Source organism: Oceanicola sp. 22II-s10i (genome assembly GCF_002210105.1).
Taxonomy (GTDB): Bacteria; Pseudomonadota; Alphaproteobacteria; order Rhodobacterales; family Rhodobacteraceae; genus Pseudooceanicola.
This window is the reverse complement of sequence record NZ_AQQU01000010.1, coordinates 111,994-129,853: the sequence shown is the minus strand read 5'-3', so window position 1 is coordinate 129,853 and position 17,860 is coordinate 111,994. Positions and strand designations below refer to the sequence as shown.

Genomic DNA, 17,860 nt, shown 5'->3' with positions numbered 1-17,860 from the left:
CCGGTCGGACGCGGCACGGGGGCCGCGCCCCTAGTGTCAGCGTTTCAGCCGGATCATCTCGTCCAGCATCTCGTCTGCTGTCGTGATGATCTTGGCGTTGGACGAATAGGCGCGCTGACGCTGGATCAGGCTGGTCAATTCGCTCGCGATGTCGACGTTGGAGCTTTCCACCCCGCCGGAGTTGATGGTCCCGGCCTCGCCCTCGCCCGCACGGGACAGGTAGAACCCGCCGGAGTCGAGCGACATGGAGAAGGTCGAGTTGTCGGTGGTCACCAGCCCGTTCGCATTCGGGAAGGTGGCCAGCGGGATGGAATAGAGCTGGGTCCGGTCGCCGTTGTCGAAGATCCCCCAGACATCCCCGAATTCGTCGAATTCGAGCCGCAGGAGCGATCCGCTCTGGCTGCCGTCCACGTCGATGTTCATCGGCGTGTAGTCGCCCGAGAACTGGGTGATCCCGTCGAACGTGCCCGGCGCGCCGATGTCGACCGTCATGGTCTGCGGCGTGGTGCCGTTGTCGACCGACACCGTCATCTGGCCGGTGGCGGGGTCGAAGCTGAAGCTGGCCGGTGCGACCGCCGAGGATGTCACGTTGGAGTAGCTCGCGGGCGAGCCCGCAATCGCGCCGCTGTCGTTGAAGGCGACATCGACCGAACCGAAGGTGTTGGTGCCGTCCGTGACGGTCATCGTCCAGCTGTTCTTGGTGGTCGAGGGCTGCCATTCGAAGGTCAGCCGCTGCGCCTCGCCCAGCGGGGTGTAGAACTCGGCCGAGGTCACGAAGGGGTCGCCCGGCGTGGCCTGCCCGGTTTCCTGCGAGGGCAGGTTGCCGGACAGCGTCATCGCGCTGCTCGCGCTGCCTGCAAGGGTCTGCGTCCCGACATTCACTGGCTGCAGATCGGCAAAGCTGGCCCGGTCGACATTGCCCAGCGATCCGTTCTGATCATAGGCGAAGCCCATGAGGTAGTTGCCCGCCGCGTTGCGGAGGAAACCGCTGTCGTCAGGCTCGAAACTGCCCACGCGGGAGAAGACGTTCGGCGCGGTGCTGTTGGCGCCGATGTTGCTGTTGACCACGAACATCCCCGGCCCGCTGATCGCGAGGTTGGACGTCATGTTGGTCGCGCTGTAGCCGCCATCCTGACCGGTGGTCTGGGTGATCGCGGTCTTGACCCCGGTCGCCATGGTGCCGCCCGCCGCCGACAGCGACCCCGAGGTCACCATCTGTGCAAAGCTGCGGCGGTAGCCGACCGTGTCCGCGTTCGCGATGTTGTAGGAGATGCGCTCGACAGCCGTCGAGTTCGCCAGCAGCCCGGCTACGCCGGACGCCATTGCGTTGGAAATGCTCATGCCCGCCTCATTGTTCTTGCCTGTGTCTGCCGGCAGTTGGTCCACCGATCATGTCTGACGTAGGCAGCTTGGATTTCACCAAGTTTAATTATCGCTGCTCAACGTCGAATTCTTGCTCTGACCTTGATTCGTCTTGAGCGTTCCGTCAATTGGTCTCGGATACCGGGGGCAAAGTTTCCAGCGTATCGTTGGCTTTGCGGACACGGGCCGTCGCCGTTTCTTCCCTGAGCGGCAGCAGCTCGGGCGCCGTTTCGGTCAGACCGGCGGCGATGCTGGCCCATCCCGGCAGGGTGGTCAGCTTGGGAAACTCCTCGGCCAGCGCGGCGGTCTGGGCCATGTTGCCGTTGCGATAGGCCGACAGCAGGAAGTTGATGGCATCGGCAAAGGGCATCTCGTCGCCCTCCATCGCCCAGATCTCGGCATAGGCCACCTCGGCCCGCGCCCAGTCCTGCATCTCGAACAGGGCCTGCGCCCGGATCCGGCGGAACTGCGGCGTCGGCTCCGCGCTGCCGCCCTCCACGATACGGGCCTGTTGCCCGGTTTCCGAGAAATAGCGCGCGGCGACCACGTCCAGACGCTTGCGCAGCGCATCGTCCTCAGGCAGCACGATCTGCTGCAGCAGGGTGCCGAGCGGTTCGTATTGCCCGCCCGCCAGCATCGCCTCGGCCTCCTTCACCCGCAGCTTGTCCATGCGGTCCGGCTCGGCCTCGGTCAGCCCGAGGTCCACCGCCACGGACTGGTAGTCGAAGATCGCCGCATACTCCCGCGCCGCGACGGTCGTGGCCCCGGCGGCGAGGAAGACATCCGCGAAGCGTTCGGCGGCGTCCGAGAAATGCCGGTCAAAGCGGTAATAGCCGGACAGCCGATCATGCGCCTGCATGAACTCGCCAAGACTCAACTGCCCTCCGGTCCCCTTTTCATAGAGGCTATCCATGAGGGTATGCGCTTTCTGCTTGGCCTCGCCCACCATTTCGGGGGCCCATCCATAGGCGATCAGGCGGCCGTAGGTCTCCAGCGCGCCGACGGTGTCGCCCTGCGCCATCTGCAGCGTGGCGAGGTCGTTCAGCGTCCGCGCCGCGCGGGCGTCGCCGCGCCACAGCTCGCTTTCGCGCGACAGCAGGTCGACCGCCTCGGCGGTGGTCATCGCCTTTCCGGCAAGGCTGACGTCGATCAGCGCGCGGCGGGCCCGGTGTGCCCACAGGTCACGGCCCCCCATGGCGCGGGCATAGCTGTCGAAGGCGGCAACGGATTCGTCCCCCGCCTCGGCCGCCTGCCCCAGAAGGTAGTGATAGGCGGTGCCGTTCTTGAGCGCCGGGAACCCGTCGAACGCGGCGGCCAGATCGCGGGCCAGCCGCCACTGGCGGGTGACGATGGCGCTTTCCAGCAGGTCGGGCAGGACGATTTCCTGCACCGCCTTCGGGAAACGCGCCAGCCGCGTCACGGCATCCTCCAGCATCGGCCCCGCGCCGGTCATGTCGCCCGCGCGCAGCCGGGCCAGCGCGAGGAACAGCACCTGGTCGGGCCAGCCCGCGTATTTCGGATCCAGCAGAGCGCTCGCCCGGTCGGTCAGCGGACGCCCCCTGCTGTCGATCAGGCCGAGCGCCAGTTCCAGCGCCGCCGCCCGCAGGTCATGCACCGGCGGCAGGTCGGGCCCGGTCACACCGCTCAGGATCGACAGCCCCTCGACCGCCATGCCGTGCGCGAGGTGGAACTCGGCCAGCTGGTTCAGCGCATGTGCCTCCTCGGTGCTGCCGGGCGTGGTTTGGGCCAGCGCGTCCATCCGTTCGCGCCGTTCCTCGAGAAACGGCCGCTCCTCTGGCGGGGCGAGGTAGAGCACCGGCGGGTCGAGCGAGATACCGGCCCGCAGCAGGGTGGTGGCCTGCAATGCGTTGTCGTCAGCCCCCCGCGCCCAGACGGATCCGGCCGCCGCGACAGAGAGCGCGAGGATCGCGGCGGAACGGACTGTGGCAATGCGACAAGGATTGATCACGGTAATTCTCGTTAAACCATGTATAGTCTTGCTTTATTCTAACAGAAACAGCATGGTCAGCAACAAAAGATAAAATAAGCCAAAAATTGGCGAGGCAGTGAGCATGGATAACACGACGTACGTCGCGCTGTCACAAATGACAGCGCTCGAGCGGCAGCTTGATGTGACGGCGAACAATCTCGCGAACCTGAACTCCGACGGGTTCAAGTCCGAGCGGGTTCTGTTCGAAAGCTATCTTTACGAAGATACAGGCGCCGAAGTGGGCGACGGCACCAATTTCGTCCTCGACCGGGGGTCCTATGTCGACGAACGGCAGGGCGCCCTGACGCGGACGGACAATCCGCTGCACGTGGCGCTCATGGGAAAGGGCTGGTTCGGCTACCAGCTGCCCGACGGCAGCACAGCCTTCGGGCGGGACGGGCGGTTCGTCATGGATCAGCAGGGCAACCTGATGACCATGACCGGCGCGCAGGTGCTGGACGAAGGCGGCGGCCCGATCGCCCTGCCCCCCGACATCGGCAGCAGCCTCGTGATCTCTCCCGACGGCACGATCTCGACCAACGACGGCGGCGCGGTGGCGCGGATCGGCATGTTCGATCTGCCCGACCTGCAAAGCTACGAACGTATGGGCAACGGCCTTTACGTCGCGCCGCAGGGCGCGGTCGGCGTGCCCCAGCAGGAGGCGGCGACCGAAGCGGTGCAGGGCAGTATCGAGGCGTCGAACGTCGACCCGATCAGCGAAGTGACCCGCCTGATCATGATCCAGCGCGCCTATCAGCGGGCGGCGGACCTGATCGACAGCGAACACAGCTTGAAAAAAGACATGCTCAGCCGTCTCGGCCGGGCCACGATGTAAGGGGTCGGGACAATGAAAGCACTTGGAATCGCAGCAACCGGGATGATGGCGCAGCAGACGAACGTCGACGTCATCTCGAACAACATCGCCAACGCCAACACCACCGGGTTCAAGACCGCCCGCGCGGCCTTCACCGACCTGATCTACGAGAACCTCGCCCGCGAGGGCGCGGCGACCTCGGACCAGGGCACCACGCGGCCGACCGGCATCGACATCGGCCTCGGCGTGCGGACGGCAGGCACGGTCCGGCTGAACACGCAGGGCGGGCTGGTCCAGACCGAAAACCAGCTGGACGTCGCCATCGAGGGGCGGGGCTACTTCGCGATCAACATGCCCGACGGCACGCAGGCCTACACCCGCGACGGCACCTTCCGCCTGTCGCCCGCCGGCCAGCTTGTGAACCAGCAGGGCTTCGAGGTCGATCCGGGCATCGCCCTGCCCGACAACACCACGCGGGTCGAGATCAGCGAGGGCGGCATCCTGTCCGCCTATGTGGAAAACGATCCGATCCCGGTCGAGGTCGGCCAGTTAACGCTGTCGACCTTCGTCAACGACGCGGGGATGCGGCCCATCGGGAACAACCTGCTGCTGGCCACCGTCGCCTCGGGCGATCCGGTCGCGGGCGTGCCGGGCGATCCCGGCATCGGCATCCTGCGGCAGGGGTTCCTGGAAGGGTCCAACGTCGACATCGTCCGCCAGATCACCGACCTGATCGTCGCTCAGCGCGCCTACGAGATGAACTCCAAGGCCATCGAGACCGCCGACCAGATGATGAATACCGTCAACCAGATCAAGTAGGCCATGACCTCCATCCGCTTCCTCTTCCTCATCGGTTTCGCCCTCTTCGGTATCATGGCTGTCGGCGCACGCGCCGAGACGCCCGAGTTCCTTGTCGAGGAGCGCGCCCGGCAGGTCTGGGGGGCGGAGCTGCCCGAGGCGGCGCACATCCGCATCCGGCTGGCCGACACGCATATCGAACGGGCCGAACTGCTGTCCGCCTTCTGGATGGACCGCGAGACCGGGCGCTTTCTGGCGAACGCCGTGACCGAGGACGGCCGCGTCACGCGGATCGAGGGGCTGGCGCTGGTGACGGTCACCCTGCCCGTGCCGAACCGCCGGATGATGCCGGGCGAGATCGTGACCGAGGCGGATGTGACCATGGTCGAACTGCCAGTGCGGCGGATCGGATCCTATTCCGTGACCGACCCCGGCAACCTGGTCGGGATGGAGGTCAAGCGGATGCTGCCGCAGGGCCGTCAGGTCATGACCCAGTCCATCACCCAGCCCCGCGTCGTCACGCGCGGCGACCGGGTGGAAATCCAGTTCGACGATGGCCGGATGGTCCTGACCGCACCGGGCCGCGCGCTGGACGACGCGCACCGGGGGCAGGAACTGAGGATCGTGAACCTCGTCAGCAACAAGTCGTTGCGGGCCGTCGCCCGCGCAGAAGGCATCGTGGAGATCATCCGATGAGCACCCTCCCCCGCTTCGCCGTCGCCCTGCTGGCCGCCACCGCGCTGACCGCCTGCGACAGCAAGTATTTCGACCGCGAACCCGAGGTCAGCAAGATCGGGCTGGACCAGAACGACGTCTACAACGCGACGACCGTGTCGATCCCCATGCCGCCGGAAAAGCCCGAGCGCGTGCCCTACCGCGCCGAACGCGCCTCGCTCTGGGAACACGGGTCGACCGGGTTCTTCGGCGACCAGCGCGCGACGCAGGTCGGCGACATCCTGACGATCCTGATCGAGATCGACGACGAGGCCACGCTGAGGAACGCGAGCGACCGGTCGCGGAACGGCGGCGGCTCCATCGGCTTCCCGAAATTCTTCGGCTACGGCACCCAGATCGACAAGATCCTGCCGGGCGTCGGGCCGGGCGACCTGCCCTCGGGCAACATCGTCGACATCACCTCGACCACACAGTCGGGCGGCAGCGGCTCCATCAAGCGGGGCGAAACGATCTCGCTCAAGGTCGCGGCGCTGGTCGTCCAGCAACTGCCGAACGGCAACATGGTCGTGGTCGGCCGGCAGGAGGTCATGGTCAACGAGGAACTGCGTGAACTGCGGGTCGCCGGTATCATCCGGCCGCAGGATATCCAGATGGACAACACCATTCCCTACGACAAGATCGCCGAGGCGCGCATCGTCTACGGCGGCCGTGGCGGCCTGAGCAGGCAGCAGACGCGGGGCTATGGCGAGGACGTGATGGACATCATCCTGCCATATTGAATCCACGTTTCGTCAAAATTTAAGAAAAGTCTCGCCGGATTCCGGGAGCATATCTGACACCTGAGCCAATATGGATTCGGGTGTCAGTCCAATGAAGAAGAGCCACATCGCCCTCGCCGCACTGCCGGTGATTTTCGGAGCAGCCGGATTCGGCGCCGGACAGATGTTCGACGTCAAGGAACCGGTCGCGATCGAACACGCCGAAGCTGACGGCCGGACCGATGCGGAAAAGGTGCTGGACGGTCTCGCCCAGGGCGAAACCCACAAGGCGGCCGAGACCCATGGCCCCGCCAGCCACAATCCGGACGACGCCCACGCCCCGGCTCAGCATGACGCCCAGCTGATCCCGGCCAAGGCGACCGGCCATGCGGCTCAGGACGATCACGCCCCCGCGGCCAACAAATCCGCGGCCCATGCGGTCGCCAAGTCGGCCCCCAAGGTCGGCGGATCGAAACCCGAATCGCGCACCGGCGCCGTCGCGGTCGACCTGCGTCCCGAAGCGCGCGGCACCATGTCCGCGCTTCAGCTGAAGGATTCCAAGGTCATCCAGCTTGGCCGTGTCACGGTGCCCGTTCAGCGTGCAGCCAGCGTCACCTATATCGTTTCGGACATCGGCGTTTCCGTCGACAACCTCGACAGTGCCGCGCATTTCAACATGCCGGAAAACGCCACCCGCCTGCGGGATGCGATCCTGATGTCGATGCACCGGATTGCCGGAACGCCCGCGCTTCAGGGCGCGAACATCGACACCGAGGACCTGGCCGAGACGATGTCGGCGGACCTCAAGAACGATTTCGGCGACCAGGTCGGCGAAGTGCTGTTCCTGACGATGTTCAAGGCCGACGTTCCGCGCAGCTGACGATCATTCGATCGTTTCGACCATGCCAGCGGTGACGATTTCGCCGTTGGCCAGTTCCAGCGTGGCGATCCCCTGCGAGAAACTCAGCCGTTCCACCTTGGCCTTTGTATAGGCCTGGGACGCAATGACGTTGCCCTCGTTGTCCAGCGCCTCGAGCTCGGCGGAATAAATCCCGTCCGGCACCGGCGCGCCCTCGTAATCCATGCCGTCCCAGTCGGCCCGGTTCAGCGTGCCGTCCGACGAAGGCAGTTCCTTGAGCACCCGCACGATCGACCCCTGCGCATCGCGGATCGTCAGCGTCACCGAGTTGGCCGGCGCGGCGAGGCGGTAATGCACCGGCCCGCCGTTGCCGTCCGTCGTGATCATGTTCGACGGCGCGACCACATCGCGCCCCAGCAGACCGAGACCCGCGAGCGACCCGACCCCCGACAGCTGCTGCGCGATGCTTTCGAGGTTCGCGTTGGTCGTGACGCTCTGTTCCACCTGGCTCAGCTGTGCGAGCTGGGTGACGAAGGTCGTGCTGTCCATCGGCTTGAGCGGATCCTGGTTCGAGATCTGCGCCGTCAGCAGTTTCAGGAAACTGTTGTAGTCCCCGCTCAGCTTGTTCAGCGAGGTGGCCGAAGCGCCGGTCGCCGTCGTGGCAGTGGTGTTGGTGATGGTCTCGATCGCCATGTCACGACCTCCTATCTAAACGCTCATGTCGACGCGGCCATCGAGGGCCACGCGCTGTGTCCGGGGCGCGGCATCGTCGTCCGCCTCGCCCGCTTCGCCGGTGAATGTCCCGCGCGGCTCGCCACGCGCGTCGGACCGGGTGCCCGACCGGGGATCGCCCGACCCGAGGTCGCCGAAAGTGAAGTTCCGGTCGCCCACGTTGTGCCCCGCATCGCGCAGCATCATCGCCAGCCCTTCGCGGTCGCCGCGCAGGGCGGTCAGGACCGACTGGTTTTCTGCCCGGACCACGATGCGCAGCTCTCCGCTGTCGTCCTTGGCCAGGTCGATTTCCACGACACCCAGCCCCTCGGGCCTGAGCGCCACGCGGATCTGGCCGGTGTCATCCACCTGCGCGCGGATCTGCGGCATGATCTGCCGCACGTCCGCCGTCTGATGCGGCATATGTGCGGGCGGCGGCGGGGCCAGCGGCGGCACCTGCAACGGGGCGGGAATGGTGGGACCGGCCGCCGGCGTCGGACCGACAACCACGTCGGGCAACAGGTTCGGCGCCAGTTTCTCGCCGGATGAGGCAGTGGTGGTCGCCGCAGCGGCCTGCACGATGCGTGTCAGCAGGGCGGTGGCGGACTCGCCCGGCTCGGCTTTGGATGCGGCAGGGGCGGTGCCGGTCTGGACCGGGGCGCCGGGCTTCGTGCCGCCAAGGATCATCTGCCGCAGTTCGGGCACCGCCTCGGCCAGCCGCCGCGCGGGGATCGGCTGCGGCACGATCTGGATCGGGGTGGCGGGTGCCACCGGGACCGAGGTCGACAGGGTCAGCGTCAGTTTCGCCGATGTCGGCACCAGCGGCACGGCCTCCGGTGCGGGCTGCGACTGCGTCTGGACCGCCTGTGTCAGGAGCTTGCCGACAGTGGACTCCGCCGGAGCGGCGCCGGCCATCGCCGGCGGTTGTGTCGCCGGGACGGTCTGTCCGGGAGGTGTCTCGCTTCCGACCGGTCCCGCGCTCGCCGGGGCAAGCACCGGCGCGCCGGTTGGCCCGGCAGTCGCGAGCGGAACAAGCGGAACCGTCGGCTGTGCCGCCGGGCTGTCCGGACCCGCCGAGCCACCAGCAAGCGGCACGGCCTGCGGTGTCGCGGCAAAGACATTGACCGCCGCTCCGGGAACCGGGGCGACCGGCGCGGAACCGGCGTCCGGCGCCATCGTCGCCGCGAGCGCGGGGGCCAGTTTTCCAGCCAGTTCCGGCGGCAGGTGCGCGGCCAGCCCATTGACCATTTCCGCCAGAATCGTCTCGATTTCGGCATCAGACGCATCGTCGGCCGCCAGCGCGCTGGCGGCCTTGTCGAAGATCGCGGCGACCTTTCCGTCCGGCCCGGCTTCGTCACCCGTGGCCGCCGCCTGCCGCATCAGCGGCAGGATCGCCGCGAACAGGCCTCTGGCCCCCTCGGGCAGCGTACTGCCCGCTTGGGTCGTGCCCTGTTCCGTCGCCTGGGTCTGGCCCGGCATGGCAAAGATATTCATGCCAGCACACTCCGTGAAAATCCGCAGTCGATCAGGATCCGCCGCAACCGCATCAGCGCCCGCTTTTCCACCTGCCGCAGCCGTTCCGGCGTGACGCGCAGGTCAAAGGCGATCTCTTCGTAACTGTCCGGCGCGGGCTGCAGCTTGCGCCGCCGGATGACCTCGGATTCCTCCTTGGACATCCGCGCCAGCGCGCTGCCGATCAGACCCGAGATCTGCCTGTGACGGCTGTCCTCCGTCACGATGTCCTCGGGCCCCGCGTCGTCGGAAATCAGGATGTCCCGCCCGCGCGGGTTGTCCTCTTCGTCCGGGGCATAGTCGATGGCGATGCAACCCTGAACCGCCATGCGGACGCGTTGCCGTTCGTCTTCGTCCAGCTTGCCTAGATGCGCGTCCAGATAGGTGCGCGACGGGACGTCGATGACTGTCTTGGTCCGCGCCAGCGCGCTGGACACCCCGTTCATCACCCACCACCCCGCATAGGTCGAAAACCGGACCTCCTGCGCGCGGTCGAAATTGTCCGCCGCCCGCATCAGCCCGATAAAGCCTTCGGACGCGAGATCTTCCATGTGCACGGGATTGTCCGTGAACCTGGCGGCCTGTGACCAGGCCTGCCGCGCATGAGAGCGCAGCAATAATTCCAGTGCCTTACGGTCACCGTGATCCTGCCAGCTGCATATCGCGGCCCTTTCTTGATCTGCTTCCAGCAGGGGCTCGCGCATTGCAGCTCGGTATGACATGGACATCATGAACAGTGCCCAACATTTTTCCTTGCCTGCGCTAATAGATAAGCACAGTTCAAGAATTGCAGAAAGCTCAGAATGGCTTACTGAAGATTAAACCGGCTTGAGATGGCTTTCAGACCACGCACGGCCGGATCCGGCGTGTCCAGCGCGGCCATCAGGTCGCGGACCTGCGCGTCGACGCGCGCGACCCATTCCGCCAGCGCCACCGGCTGGTCGCAGACGGTCAGCAGATCGCAGGGGATGGTCACCGCGTCGGGCGCCGCAAAGGCGGGATCGAGCGCGGTCAGGTAGCTGCGCAGCTCGGGCTGCCACAGGAAATCGGGCCGGTCGAACGGCGCAGGCGCCAGATCGGCCCGGTCGCTGCGCCACGCGCGCGACAGGCTCTGCCCCAGCCCGAGGCAGAAGGCGCGCGTGTCGAACTTGCGGTTCTGCGAGGTGGCATTCGCCGCCAGCCGCGCGGCGCAATGCGCCAGCACGTAGAGCCCGCCGGTCACCTGGTGCGAGGCCAGCGAGCCGTGCCCGGTGACATGCTGCAGCGCCTCGCCGGTCAGCACGCCGAAGTCGCGGGACCTGAGCACCGGATCGGGCCGCCCCGGCCGGCGCGGCAGGAACAGCACGAACGAGCCGTAGGGCACCTCCATGTCGAGTTCCTCGGCCAGCACGTCGCCAAGCGGCAGCGCCGGCATCAGCTCGGCGTCGTCGGCCATCAGGAACGGCGTATCCGTCTCTAACTCGAGCATTTTCGCGGGCACGCGAACGATTCCGGTAAAAACCGGACGCAGCTTGACGTCGGCGGGACGGCCGGCTTCGCCGACCTCTCCCTGCCATATCCGTCGCAGCAGAGCGTCTGTCCGCATGAAAGTTTCCCCAAGGTCCCGCCAGGCAGATGGCGGGGGCAAATCACCTCGGTTCCACTCTATGTGAGGGGAGGTCACGAGAAAAGACACGATATGTGAACGAGATGGCAAGATATGGGTCTTGCAATTCAGCGGCCATCCATATCCGGTGGGTGATTTCCAGAGTCAAGTATCTGAGAACCGGCGGAAATCAGCCACTCACCCGGCGCGTGATGCCGCCGTCATGGCACGCGCGCAAGATGAAAGTTTTTTTCGCAGCGTGTTAACGGGGGCACATTCCCTGTCTACCAATCGGGCCGACACTAGATGTGGGGCTCACCTCATCTTGGACAAGGTCGGCTCGGGATAGTTGATCGTGACGCTGATCCGCCGGTTTTCCGCCGCGTCGGGATGTTCGGGGTCCAGCGGCGCCGTATCGGCCAGGCCCGAGATGCGGGTGAACCGCGACGGGTTGACCCCGGTGTCCGTGAGAACCCGGCGGGTGGCATTGGCGCGGTCCGCCGACAGCTCCCAGTTGGAATAGCCGCCGGACTTGGAATAGGGGACGGAGTCCGTGTGGCCCGACACCGTCAGCGTATGTTCCATGTCGAGGATCGCCTCGCCCACGATCCGCAACAGCTGGCGCGTCCGTTCCTCGATCCGGCTGGAGCCGGTGTCGAACATCGACCGACCGTCCTTGTCGACGATCTGGATATCCAGCCCTTCGGGCGTGCGGTCGAAGCGCAGGTTTTCCGTGAAGTCGTGAAGCCGGCTGTCGCCCGCGACCTGCTGCTTGATCTGGTCCTCGAGCCGGTCGAGTTCCGCGTCACGCTCTTCCTGCGCGCGTTCCAGCTCGGCCTGTTCGGCGGCGTCGGCCACCGGGTCCGCCGGCGGGCGCGAGGGGCGGGAGTCGGGTGTGATCTCGGCCTCGCCGGATCCGGCGGTGGTGTCGGTCTTGACCCCGTCGGGCCGGGTTTCGTATTCCACGATCACCTGCGGCTGTTCATCGCGCAGGCGGCTGTCGAACACGGCCAGCGGGTTCTCCTGACCGAAGCTCGGCAGGCGGACCGGCGAATGCGGACCGTCGGTCCCGCTCATCACGCCATCGGGGCCCAGCACGTTGCCATCCAGCAGTCCATCGCCCCGGCCGCCGGAATCCGACAGGCTGGGGGTAAAGTAATCGGCCAGCCCGCGCAGCTTTTCCTCGTCCGAGGCGGCGAGGATCCACAGCAGCAGAAAGAACGCCATCATCGCGGTCATGAAGTCCGCATAGGCGACCTTCCACGCGCCGCCGTGATGTCCGCCGCCGCCTTCCTCGATGATCTTCTTGATGACGATGGGCTGGTTCGATGCCGCCATGTGTCCCTGCGCTCCGGCTTATTCTGCGACCAGCGAGCGGTCGTACTTGCCAAAGCCCGCCTGTTTCGCGTGCTCGGCCTTCTTGCGGGAATAGCTGGGCGCGACCAGCGGCATGTCCTCGGGCAGGCCGAAGGCCGTCCGGTATTCCGCCTCGGTCATGTTGTGTTCCGCGCCGAGGTGCCGCTTGAGCATCTTGAAGCCGCGGCCGCAGCACAGGCAGTAGACCTTGTCCTCGGTCACCGCGCGGGCCGGGGGCAGCGCGGGCTGCAGCGGGCTTTCGGCCATGGCCGGCGCGGGCGCCGTGTCGCCGGACAGGCGGCGATACAGGTTGACGATGTCGTCCGGTGTCACATCGGGGCGGGAGGCATAGGCCGCAACGATACGGCCGATGGTGTCCGCGTTGTCTTCTTTGTTGTTCATCGGTCTATCCTAGCCGTTCTTGACGCAGTTCACCGCGATTCGGTGAATTGCCAAGCTCAGAAACCCGCAGATCATGCGCGCAGGGCGAAAATGCGGCAATCATTCTGCACCGATCGCGTTCCGGGCGGCGGCCCGCTGCGCAAGATAGGTGCGTGACACGAGGGGGGTCGACGGATCGAGACGCCATTTCCGGCGATATTCCTCGGGCGTCATCCCGAGGGTCTGGCGGATGTGGCGCGTCAGGGTCGGCTTGTGGACGCCGGTTTCCCTGCACACGATGAAGTTCGGACTGCCCTGCCCTTCCGCAGACGCGACACCGTTCGGGGTCTGCGCCCCGTTGGCCTTGCGCTGCGTTTGCAGGATCCGCATCGTGAAACGACGGATCGCTGTAAACATTTTCTCTGCCTCTGCTTGCAGTTCTTCTTGCCTGCTTCAGAGGTGAGATAGGCCGCGGAAGTTAATCCTTGTTGAAAGCTTCCAAAAAGTTCCGCGGATCTTGATATTTATTGCGTGGCTGCCGGATAGCCGTGGCAACAGCGCCACAGGGTCCATGCAGAACGCCGCCAATCCATTGGTAATTCGTGGAATTTCCGGGGCTCAGCGCCCCGAGAGCGCCGCCCCGAGCGTGTCCAGAGGCGCCGACCAGTCACCCGCGACGGCCTGGCGGTGCAGGGTCAGGCAGCCATACCACGGATCCGTCACCGCGGTTTCGCCCCAGTACCACATGCATTCCGATCCGGCGGGCAACAGGACATGGGTGTCCGCATGGCCGATGGCCCCGGCCATGTGGACGGTGGTGTTGTCGATGCTGACGACCGTATCCAGCGCGGCGATCTGCGCGGCGAACCCGGCAAGGTCCTGCATCTGGTCGATCTGGCGGTCGGTGACAAAGGTCAGGTCCGGCCGCTTGGACCGTGCGGCAGCCATGTCGCCGTCCGTCGCGCCGTATTGCAGGTTCACCACCAGCGCCCCTTCGGGCAGCGTGCGGACCAGCTCGCTCAGCGCGATGGACCGCAGCGCGCCGATCAGCGACCGGCTGGCCCATGCGACACCGACGATCGGCCGCCCGTTCGCCTGCGCCTCGTAACCCTTGCGCAGATGCGCCACCCGCCCGGCATCGGGCCGCAGCGTCGACCCCTGGTGCGCCGAGGCCGGATGATCGGCCAGGTAGCGGGTCAGGTCGCCCAGATAGATCACGTCCTGCGGGGCAATGGCGACGCGGCCGGACAGGAAATCGTCCTGCGGCAGATGCGCCAGCCCCAGCGTGTTGCCGTTCAGCAGCGCCCCCATCCGGGCATCGCCGACGAAGGTCACCCGCGCGCCCTCGGCCAGCGGGGCGAGCCGCAGCAGCTGCATCAGCGCCAGCTGGTCGCCGATCCCCTGCTCGGTCATCACCCACAGGTGGCTGCGCTGCGCCAGGATTTCGGGCGCGGCATTGTCCAGCGGGATCCGGCGGCGCTGGACCTCGGGGAAGCGGGTATCGAAATAGGACTGCCCGCCCGCGAAGTCGCCCGCGCGGAAGCGGAACACGCCATAGGCCTTGCCGACCCGCCCCGCATCGCCCGCGACATGCAGCGCCTCGACATAGGCGGCATCCGCGGCGGCGGTGTTGCCGCGGTCCTGCTCGATGTTGGCGAGGATGCCGCGCGCCTGCGCATAGGCTTCGGGCGTGGCGAATTCAAAGCTCTCGATCAGCGTCTCGGCTTCGTCCAGCCGGCGGCGGACGCGCAGCACGGTCAGCAGCACGAGGCAGACGGTGTCGCGGTCGGTGACGACCCCGATCAGCTGCCGCGCCATCGCTTCGGCCTCGTCCAGCCGCACGGAATAGAGAAGCGACCGCAGCTTCGCGATCTGGTAGGCCTCGGGGATCGGGTCGATCTGATAGGCCCGGTCGAGGAACTCGATCGCGCGGACCGTCTCGTCCGCCTCGACCAGCATGTTGCCCAGCCGGAACGACAGGTCGGCATTCGCCACCCGGCGCGCCATCGGCGCGACCACGTCGACCGCCTTGAGCCGCCGCCCGAGGCGGGACATGAAATCGAGGTAGAGCAGCACCAGCGACACGTCGTCCGATCCCGCCGCCACGGCGCGCGCGACCATATCGCAGGCCGGTTCGACCTCGGCGCACAGGACATGAGCCTTGGCCATCCCCGCCAGCACAACGGGATCCTTCGGTGCGCCCTCGGCCGCCTTGCCGAAGAACGCCTTGGCCGTCGCACCCTCACGCTGGTTCAGCGCGGCGCCGCCGAGGATGATCCAGCCGTGCGGGTTCGCCGGATGGCTCTGCGTCACCGGATGCGCCATCTGCAGCGCCGTCCCGGTCTCGCCCCGGTTCAGCGCGCGATAGGCCTCGTGCAGCATCAGGCTTTCCTCGCCCTTGATGCCGTAGAGTTTCGACGCCTTGGCGATGCGGGCGCGCTTTTCCTTGCGGGACAGGGCTTGGGTGGTCATGCCCACTCCTTCGGTACGGCGAAATAGTCCACCGTGTTGCGGTAGGGGGTGCTGTCGATCACGCGATAACCGGACTTGCGGCACCAGCCCTGAACGAACCCCATGATGTTCGGACGCAGCACCTCGACCCAGATCACCGGCTTGTCCCGCGCGATCAGGGCCTCCGCGCCTTGCAGCACGTCCAGCTCCATCCCTTCGGCGTCGATCTTGATGAAATCGACCCTGTCCTGCCCCAGAAGCACGTCCAGCGACCGGGTCTCGATCCCTCCGTCCGCGGCCGCGACCAGCCGCGTGGCGCCCAGGTTGTCGGCATTGTCGGTCTGGGTGACGAACCGCCCCTCGCCCGCACCCGCGCCCAGGCCCCAGCCCCGGCGGTCGATGCGGTCACCGATGGCGTTCGCCTCGATATTCGCGTCCAGCAGGCGCAGCGCCTCGGGGTTCGGCTCCACCGGGTAGATGCGGCCGGCGTCCAGATGGCGGGCGTACCACACGACGTGGTTGCCTATGTTCGCGCCGACCTCGACGATGTTCGGACGCTCCGCGCGGACCAGCGTCTTGAGCTTTTCCAGCGAGTCCGCCTCGAAGAAATGGCCCTGCAGGTAGGAGTTCTGGATCAGGTCCGCAGGGTTGGTGATCCGCATCCTGACCGGGTTGCCGCATCCGTCCTCGAAGGTCGCAAAGACCGGCACCTCGGCCAGCTGCGCGCGCCACTGGCGCATGACCTCGGCGGCCCAGTCCTGCCCCGTCGCGCTGCGCGGCCCGGTCGAATGCTGGCCGCGCCGGTTGACGAAGAATATCTCGGGCCGCTTGGCACAAGCGTGCCCGGCCCAGAGCTGGCAGTAGAGCTTGTAATCCTCGCCCGTATCCATCGCGGTATCGAAGCCGTAGCGCGCCACCGCGTCGGTCCGGAAGAAGCCGCCGATCTGCACAGCCTGATGCGGCTCGACCGACAGGAACGCCTCGCGCGTGTCGATGCGTTCGGGCTGGCCCTCGCGCAGCTCCGGTTCCCCTGCCCCGTCGAGCGTGACGATCAGGCCCCAGACGGCGTCGAGGTCGGGCTCCGCCGCGATCACCCGGCCAAACGCCTCGAAGGCGTTCGGGGTCAGGATGTCGTCGGCATCGAGGAAGAAGACCCAGTCGACGCCTTCCTCCACCGCCTGGGCAATCGCCTCGTTCCGGCGGGCAGAGCGGCCGTGTCGCCCCTCGGTGTCGTCCATGACATAATGCCGGACGTCGGAAAACGGCCCCATGTTCCACGCCTTGGCCTGCTCGACCGAGGGCGCACAGCTGTCGCGCAGCAGGTGCATGTGGCCGGGGCCGACCGGCGTTATGACGGCGCAGATCACTCGACCGCCCGCAACACCTGGACATAGGCCGACGGCATCTCCGGCAGTTCGACCGCGCGCATGACCGACCCGGTCATCAGGCCCACGCCGGTCAGCGCGACCAGCGCCAGCCGGAACGGCGTCAGCATGGCGCGACGCTGCGGGATCTGGCGCATCGCGGGCGCGGGCATCGGATCGAGGATCTGGACTTCGGGCTCCGGCTCGGGCTGCCGCTGCATCTGCGGGATCGGCTGGAACTGCGGCGCGGGACGGCGCGGCACCTGCGCGCCGGGCGTCACGAACATGCCGTGCCGGGTGACGGTGATATCGGCCATGCGCGAGGCCAGCGCGAACCGCTGCTGCAGTCCGCTCGGGAACGCCTCGACCGGCATGTCAATGATCAGCGGATCGCCCGCCATCCAGATCCGGCCCACCTCGGGCGGCAGGCGGAAACGGCTGAAATCGTCACGGAAGGCGACATCCATCACGCGGATCGCGGGCGTGTCGTCCATCACGTAATCGGGCGAGATCGTCAGCCGGACGCCACGCGACCCGATGCTGATGATCGCCTCGCCGAACCGGCATTCGTCGCCCTTCAGATCGCCCGCGCGGTAATAGATGTCACCGGCGGCGGCGGGATGTTCCTTGGGAGAAATCTCGCTCAGGTGCAGGCGCGGCTTGATGTCCTTGACCGGATCGTAGCGATAGCGCGACCGGGGGGTGCTGGCCGAGGACCGGCGCGACGACGGCGCGGTGCGGGCGGTCCCGCCCGGCTCGCCCCGCTGGCGGCGGCGTTCGTTTTCATAGCGGAAGTTCAGCAGGTAGTCCTGCGCCATCTCCGGCAGGTCGGTTTCGGCGGCGACCAGCGCCAGCAGCTTCTGCTCGTCCGAGAACAGCACGCGCCGGGTCGGATGACCCTCGACCGGCGGCACCACGGCGAACTGCCCGAGCGGCCGGTTCAGGACCGACGCCACCTTGCGGATGACCGTTCGCCCCTCGGCCACGTGATGAAGGAGCATTTCGCAACCGCCGTCATCATCCATGCAAAGGACAAGCCCGATCTCGGCCGGCCAGTCGCGGAACACGCTGGACAGGTCGCGAGACTCGAAGAAGTATGCAAGCTTTTCTGCTTTGTTCATGATTTCTGCCGAATAGATTGGCCCCTAGGTCATCCTATTCTTGTTTATACTTGAAGTGAAGTCAAATTTAACTATGCTCACACTCAAAGTCGGATCAACCGGCAGGGCATATCAGGCAGAGAT

17 protein-coding genes are annotated in these 17,860 nt (G+C 66.6%); 5 read left to right on the top strand and 12 right to left on the bottom strand.

Annotated features, from left to right (window positions below):
* Positions 1-36: 36 nt before the first annotated feature.
* Both ATO6_RS20425 and ATO6_RS20420 read right to left on the bottom strand, forming a co-directional pair.
* The gene (locus tag ATO6_RS20425; protein WP_088625902.1) at positions 37-1,341 is read right to left on the bottom strand and encodes a flagellar hook protein FlgE; all 1,305 of its coding nucleotides are present in this window, start codon (positions 1,339-1,341) and stop codon (positions 37-39) included.
* Positions 1,342-1,486: 145 nt separating this feature from the next.
* The gene (locus ATO6_RS20420) at positions 1,487-3,331 is read right to left on the bottom strand and encodes a hypothetical protein (RefSeq protein WP_141102047.1); all 1,845 of its coding nucleotides are present in this window, start codon (positions 3,329-3,331) and stop codon (positions 1,487-1,489) included.
* Between the two features lie 103 nt (positions 3,332-3,434).
* Between ATO6_RS20420 and flgF the strand changes: the two genes are divergently transcribed.
* The 5 genes from flgF (at position 3,435) to ATO6_RS20395 (ending at position 7,277) form a co-directional block, all read left to right on the top strand.
* Positions 3,435-4,187, top strand: a complete 753-nt coding sequence (flgF, locus tag ATO6_RS20415) for a flagellar basal-body rod protein FlgF (protein WP_088625900.1) — start codon at positions 3,435-3,437, stop codon at positions 4,185-4,187.
* A gap of 12 nt (positions 4,188-4,199) precedes the next feature.
* The gene (gene flgG / locus ATO6_RS20410; protein WP_088625899.1) at positions 4,200-4,985 is read left to right on the top strand and encodes a flagellar basal-body rod protein FlgG; all 786 of its coding nucleotides are present in this window, start codon (positions 4,200-4,202) and stop codon (positions 4,983-4,985) included.
* A 3-nt stretch (positions 4,986-4,988) separates the two neighbouring features.
* Complete coding sequence (gene flgA / locus ATO6_RS20405; RefSeq protein ID WP_088625898.1) at positions 4,989-5,660, top strand: flagellar basal body P-ring formation chaperone FlgA; 672 nt, start codon at positions 4,989-4,991, stop codon at positions 5,658-5,660.
* Entirely contained in the window at positions 5,657-6,418 is a 762-nt protein-coding gene (flgH, locus tag ATO6_RS20400) for a flagellar basal body L-ring protein FlgH (RefSeq protein WP_088625897.1), read from the top strand. The genes flgA and flgH overlap by 4 nt, the downstream gene beginning before the upstream one ends.
* Before the next feature lie 91 nt (positions 6,419-6,509).
* Positions 6,510-7,277: a hypothetical protein gene (locus ATO6_RS20395; RefSeq protein ID WP_088625896.1), complete on the top strand. Its 768-nt coding sequence runs from the start codon at positions 6,510-6,512 to the stop codon at positions 7,275-7,277.
* A 3-nt stretch (positions 7,278-7,280) separates the two neighbouring features.
* Here ATO6_RS20395 and ATO6_RS20390 read toward each other — a convergent pair whose 3' ends face one another.
* The 10 genes from ATO6_RS20390 to ATO6_RS20345 form a co-directional block, all read right to left on the bottom strand.
* On the bottom strand, positions 7,281-7,949 hold the full coding sequence (locus ATO6_RS20390) for a flagellar hook assembly protein FlgD (RefSeq protein ID WP_088625895.1): 669 nt from the start codon (positions 7,947-7,949) through the stop codon (positions 7,281-7,283).
* A 15-nt stretch (positions 7,950-7,964) separates the two neighbouring features.
* Positions 7,965-9,461 carry a flagellar hook-length control protein FliK gene (locus ATO6_RS20385; protein ID WP_088625894.1) on the bottom strand — a complete coding sequence of 499 codons (1,497 nt, stop codon included), beginning with the start codon at positions 9,459-9,461 and terminating at the stop codon, positions 7,965-7,967.
* Positions 9,458-10,183: a sigma-70 family RNA polymerase sigma factor gene (locus ATO6_RS20380; RefSeq protein WP_254919221.1), complete on the bottom strand. Its 726-nt coding sequence runs from the start codon at positions 10,181-10,183 to the stop codon at positions 9,458-9,460. Before ATO6_RS20380 ends, ATO6_RS20385 begins: the two co-directional genes overlap by 4 nt.
* Before the next feature lie 104 nt (positions 10,184-10,287).
* Positions 10,288-11,064 carry a hypothetical protein gene (locus ATO6_RS20375; protein ID WP_088625892.1) on the bottom strand — a complete coding sequence of 259 codons (777 nt, stop codon included), beginning with the start codon at positions 11,062-11,064 and terminating at the stop codon, positions 10,288-10,290.
* Between the two features lie 315 nt (positions 11,065-11,379).
* Positions 11,380-12,402 (bottom strand): flagellar motor protein MotB, encoded by a 1,023-nt coding sequence (locus tag ATO6_RS20370; RefSeq protein WP_088625891.1) that lies wholly within the window; start codon positions 12,400-12,402, stop codon positions 11,380-11,382.
* 18 nt (positions 12,403-12,420) lie between these two features.
* Positions 12,421-12,822 (bottom strand): MucR family transcriptional regulator, encoded by a 402-nt coding sequence (locus tag ATO6_RS20365; protein ID WP_088625890.1) that lies wholly within the window; start codon positions 12,820-12,822, stop codon positions 12,421-12,423.
* Between the two features lie 99 nt (positions 12,823-12,921).
* On the bottom strand, positions 12,922-13,218 hold the full coding sequence (locus ATO6_RS20360; protein WP_088625889.1) for a MucR family transcriptional regulator: 297 nt from the start codon (positions 13,216-13,218) through the stop codon (positions 12,922-12,924).
* 201 nt (positions 13,219-13,419) lie between these two features.
* Positions 13,420-15,273 (bottom strand): hypothetical protein, encoded by a 1,854-nt coding sequence (locus ATO6_RS20355; RefSeq protein ID WP_088625888.1) that lies wholly within the window; start codon positions 15,271-15,273, stop codon positions 13,420-13,422.
* Positions 15,270-16,619 (bottom strand): FkbM family methyltransferase, encoded by a 1,350-nt coding sequence (locus ATO6_RS20350; RefSeq protein WP_088625887.1) that lies wholly within the window; start codon positions 16,617-16,619, stop codon positions 15,270-15,272. The genes ATO6_RS20355 and ATO6_RS20350 overlap by 4 nt, the downstream gene beginning before the upstream one ends.
* Positions 16,616-17,737 carry a hypothetical protein gene (locus ATO6_RS20345; protein WP_088625886.1) on the bottom strand — a complete coding sequence of 374 codons (1,122 nt, stop codon included), beginning with the start codon at positions 17,735-17,737 and terminating at the stop codon, positions 16,616-16,618. The genes ATO6_RS20350 and ATO6_RS20345 overlap by 4 nt, the downstream gene beginning before the upstream one ends.
* Positions 17,738-17,860: the final 123 nt, after the last annotated feature.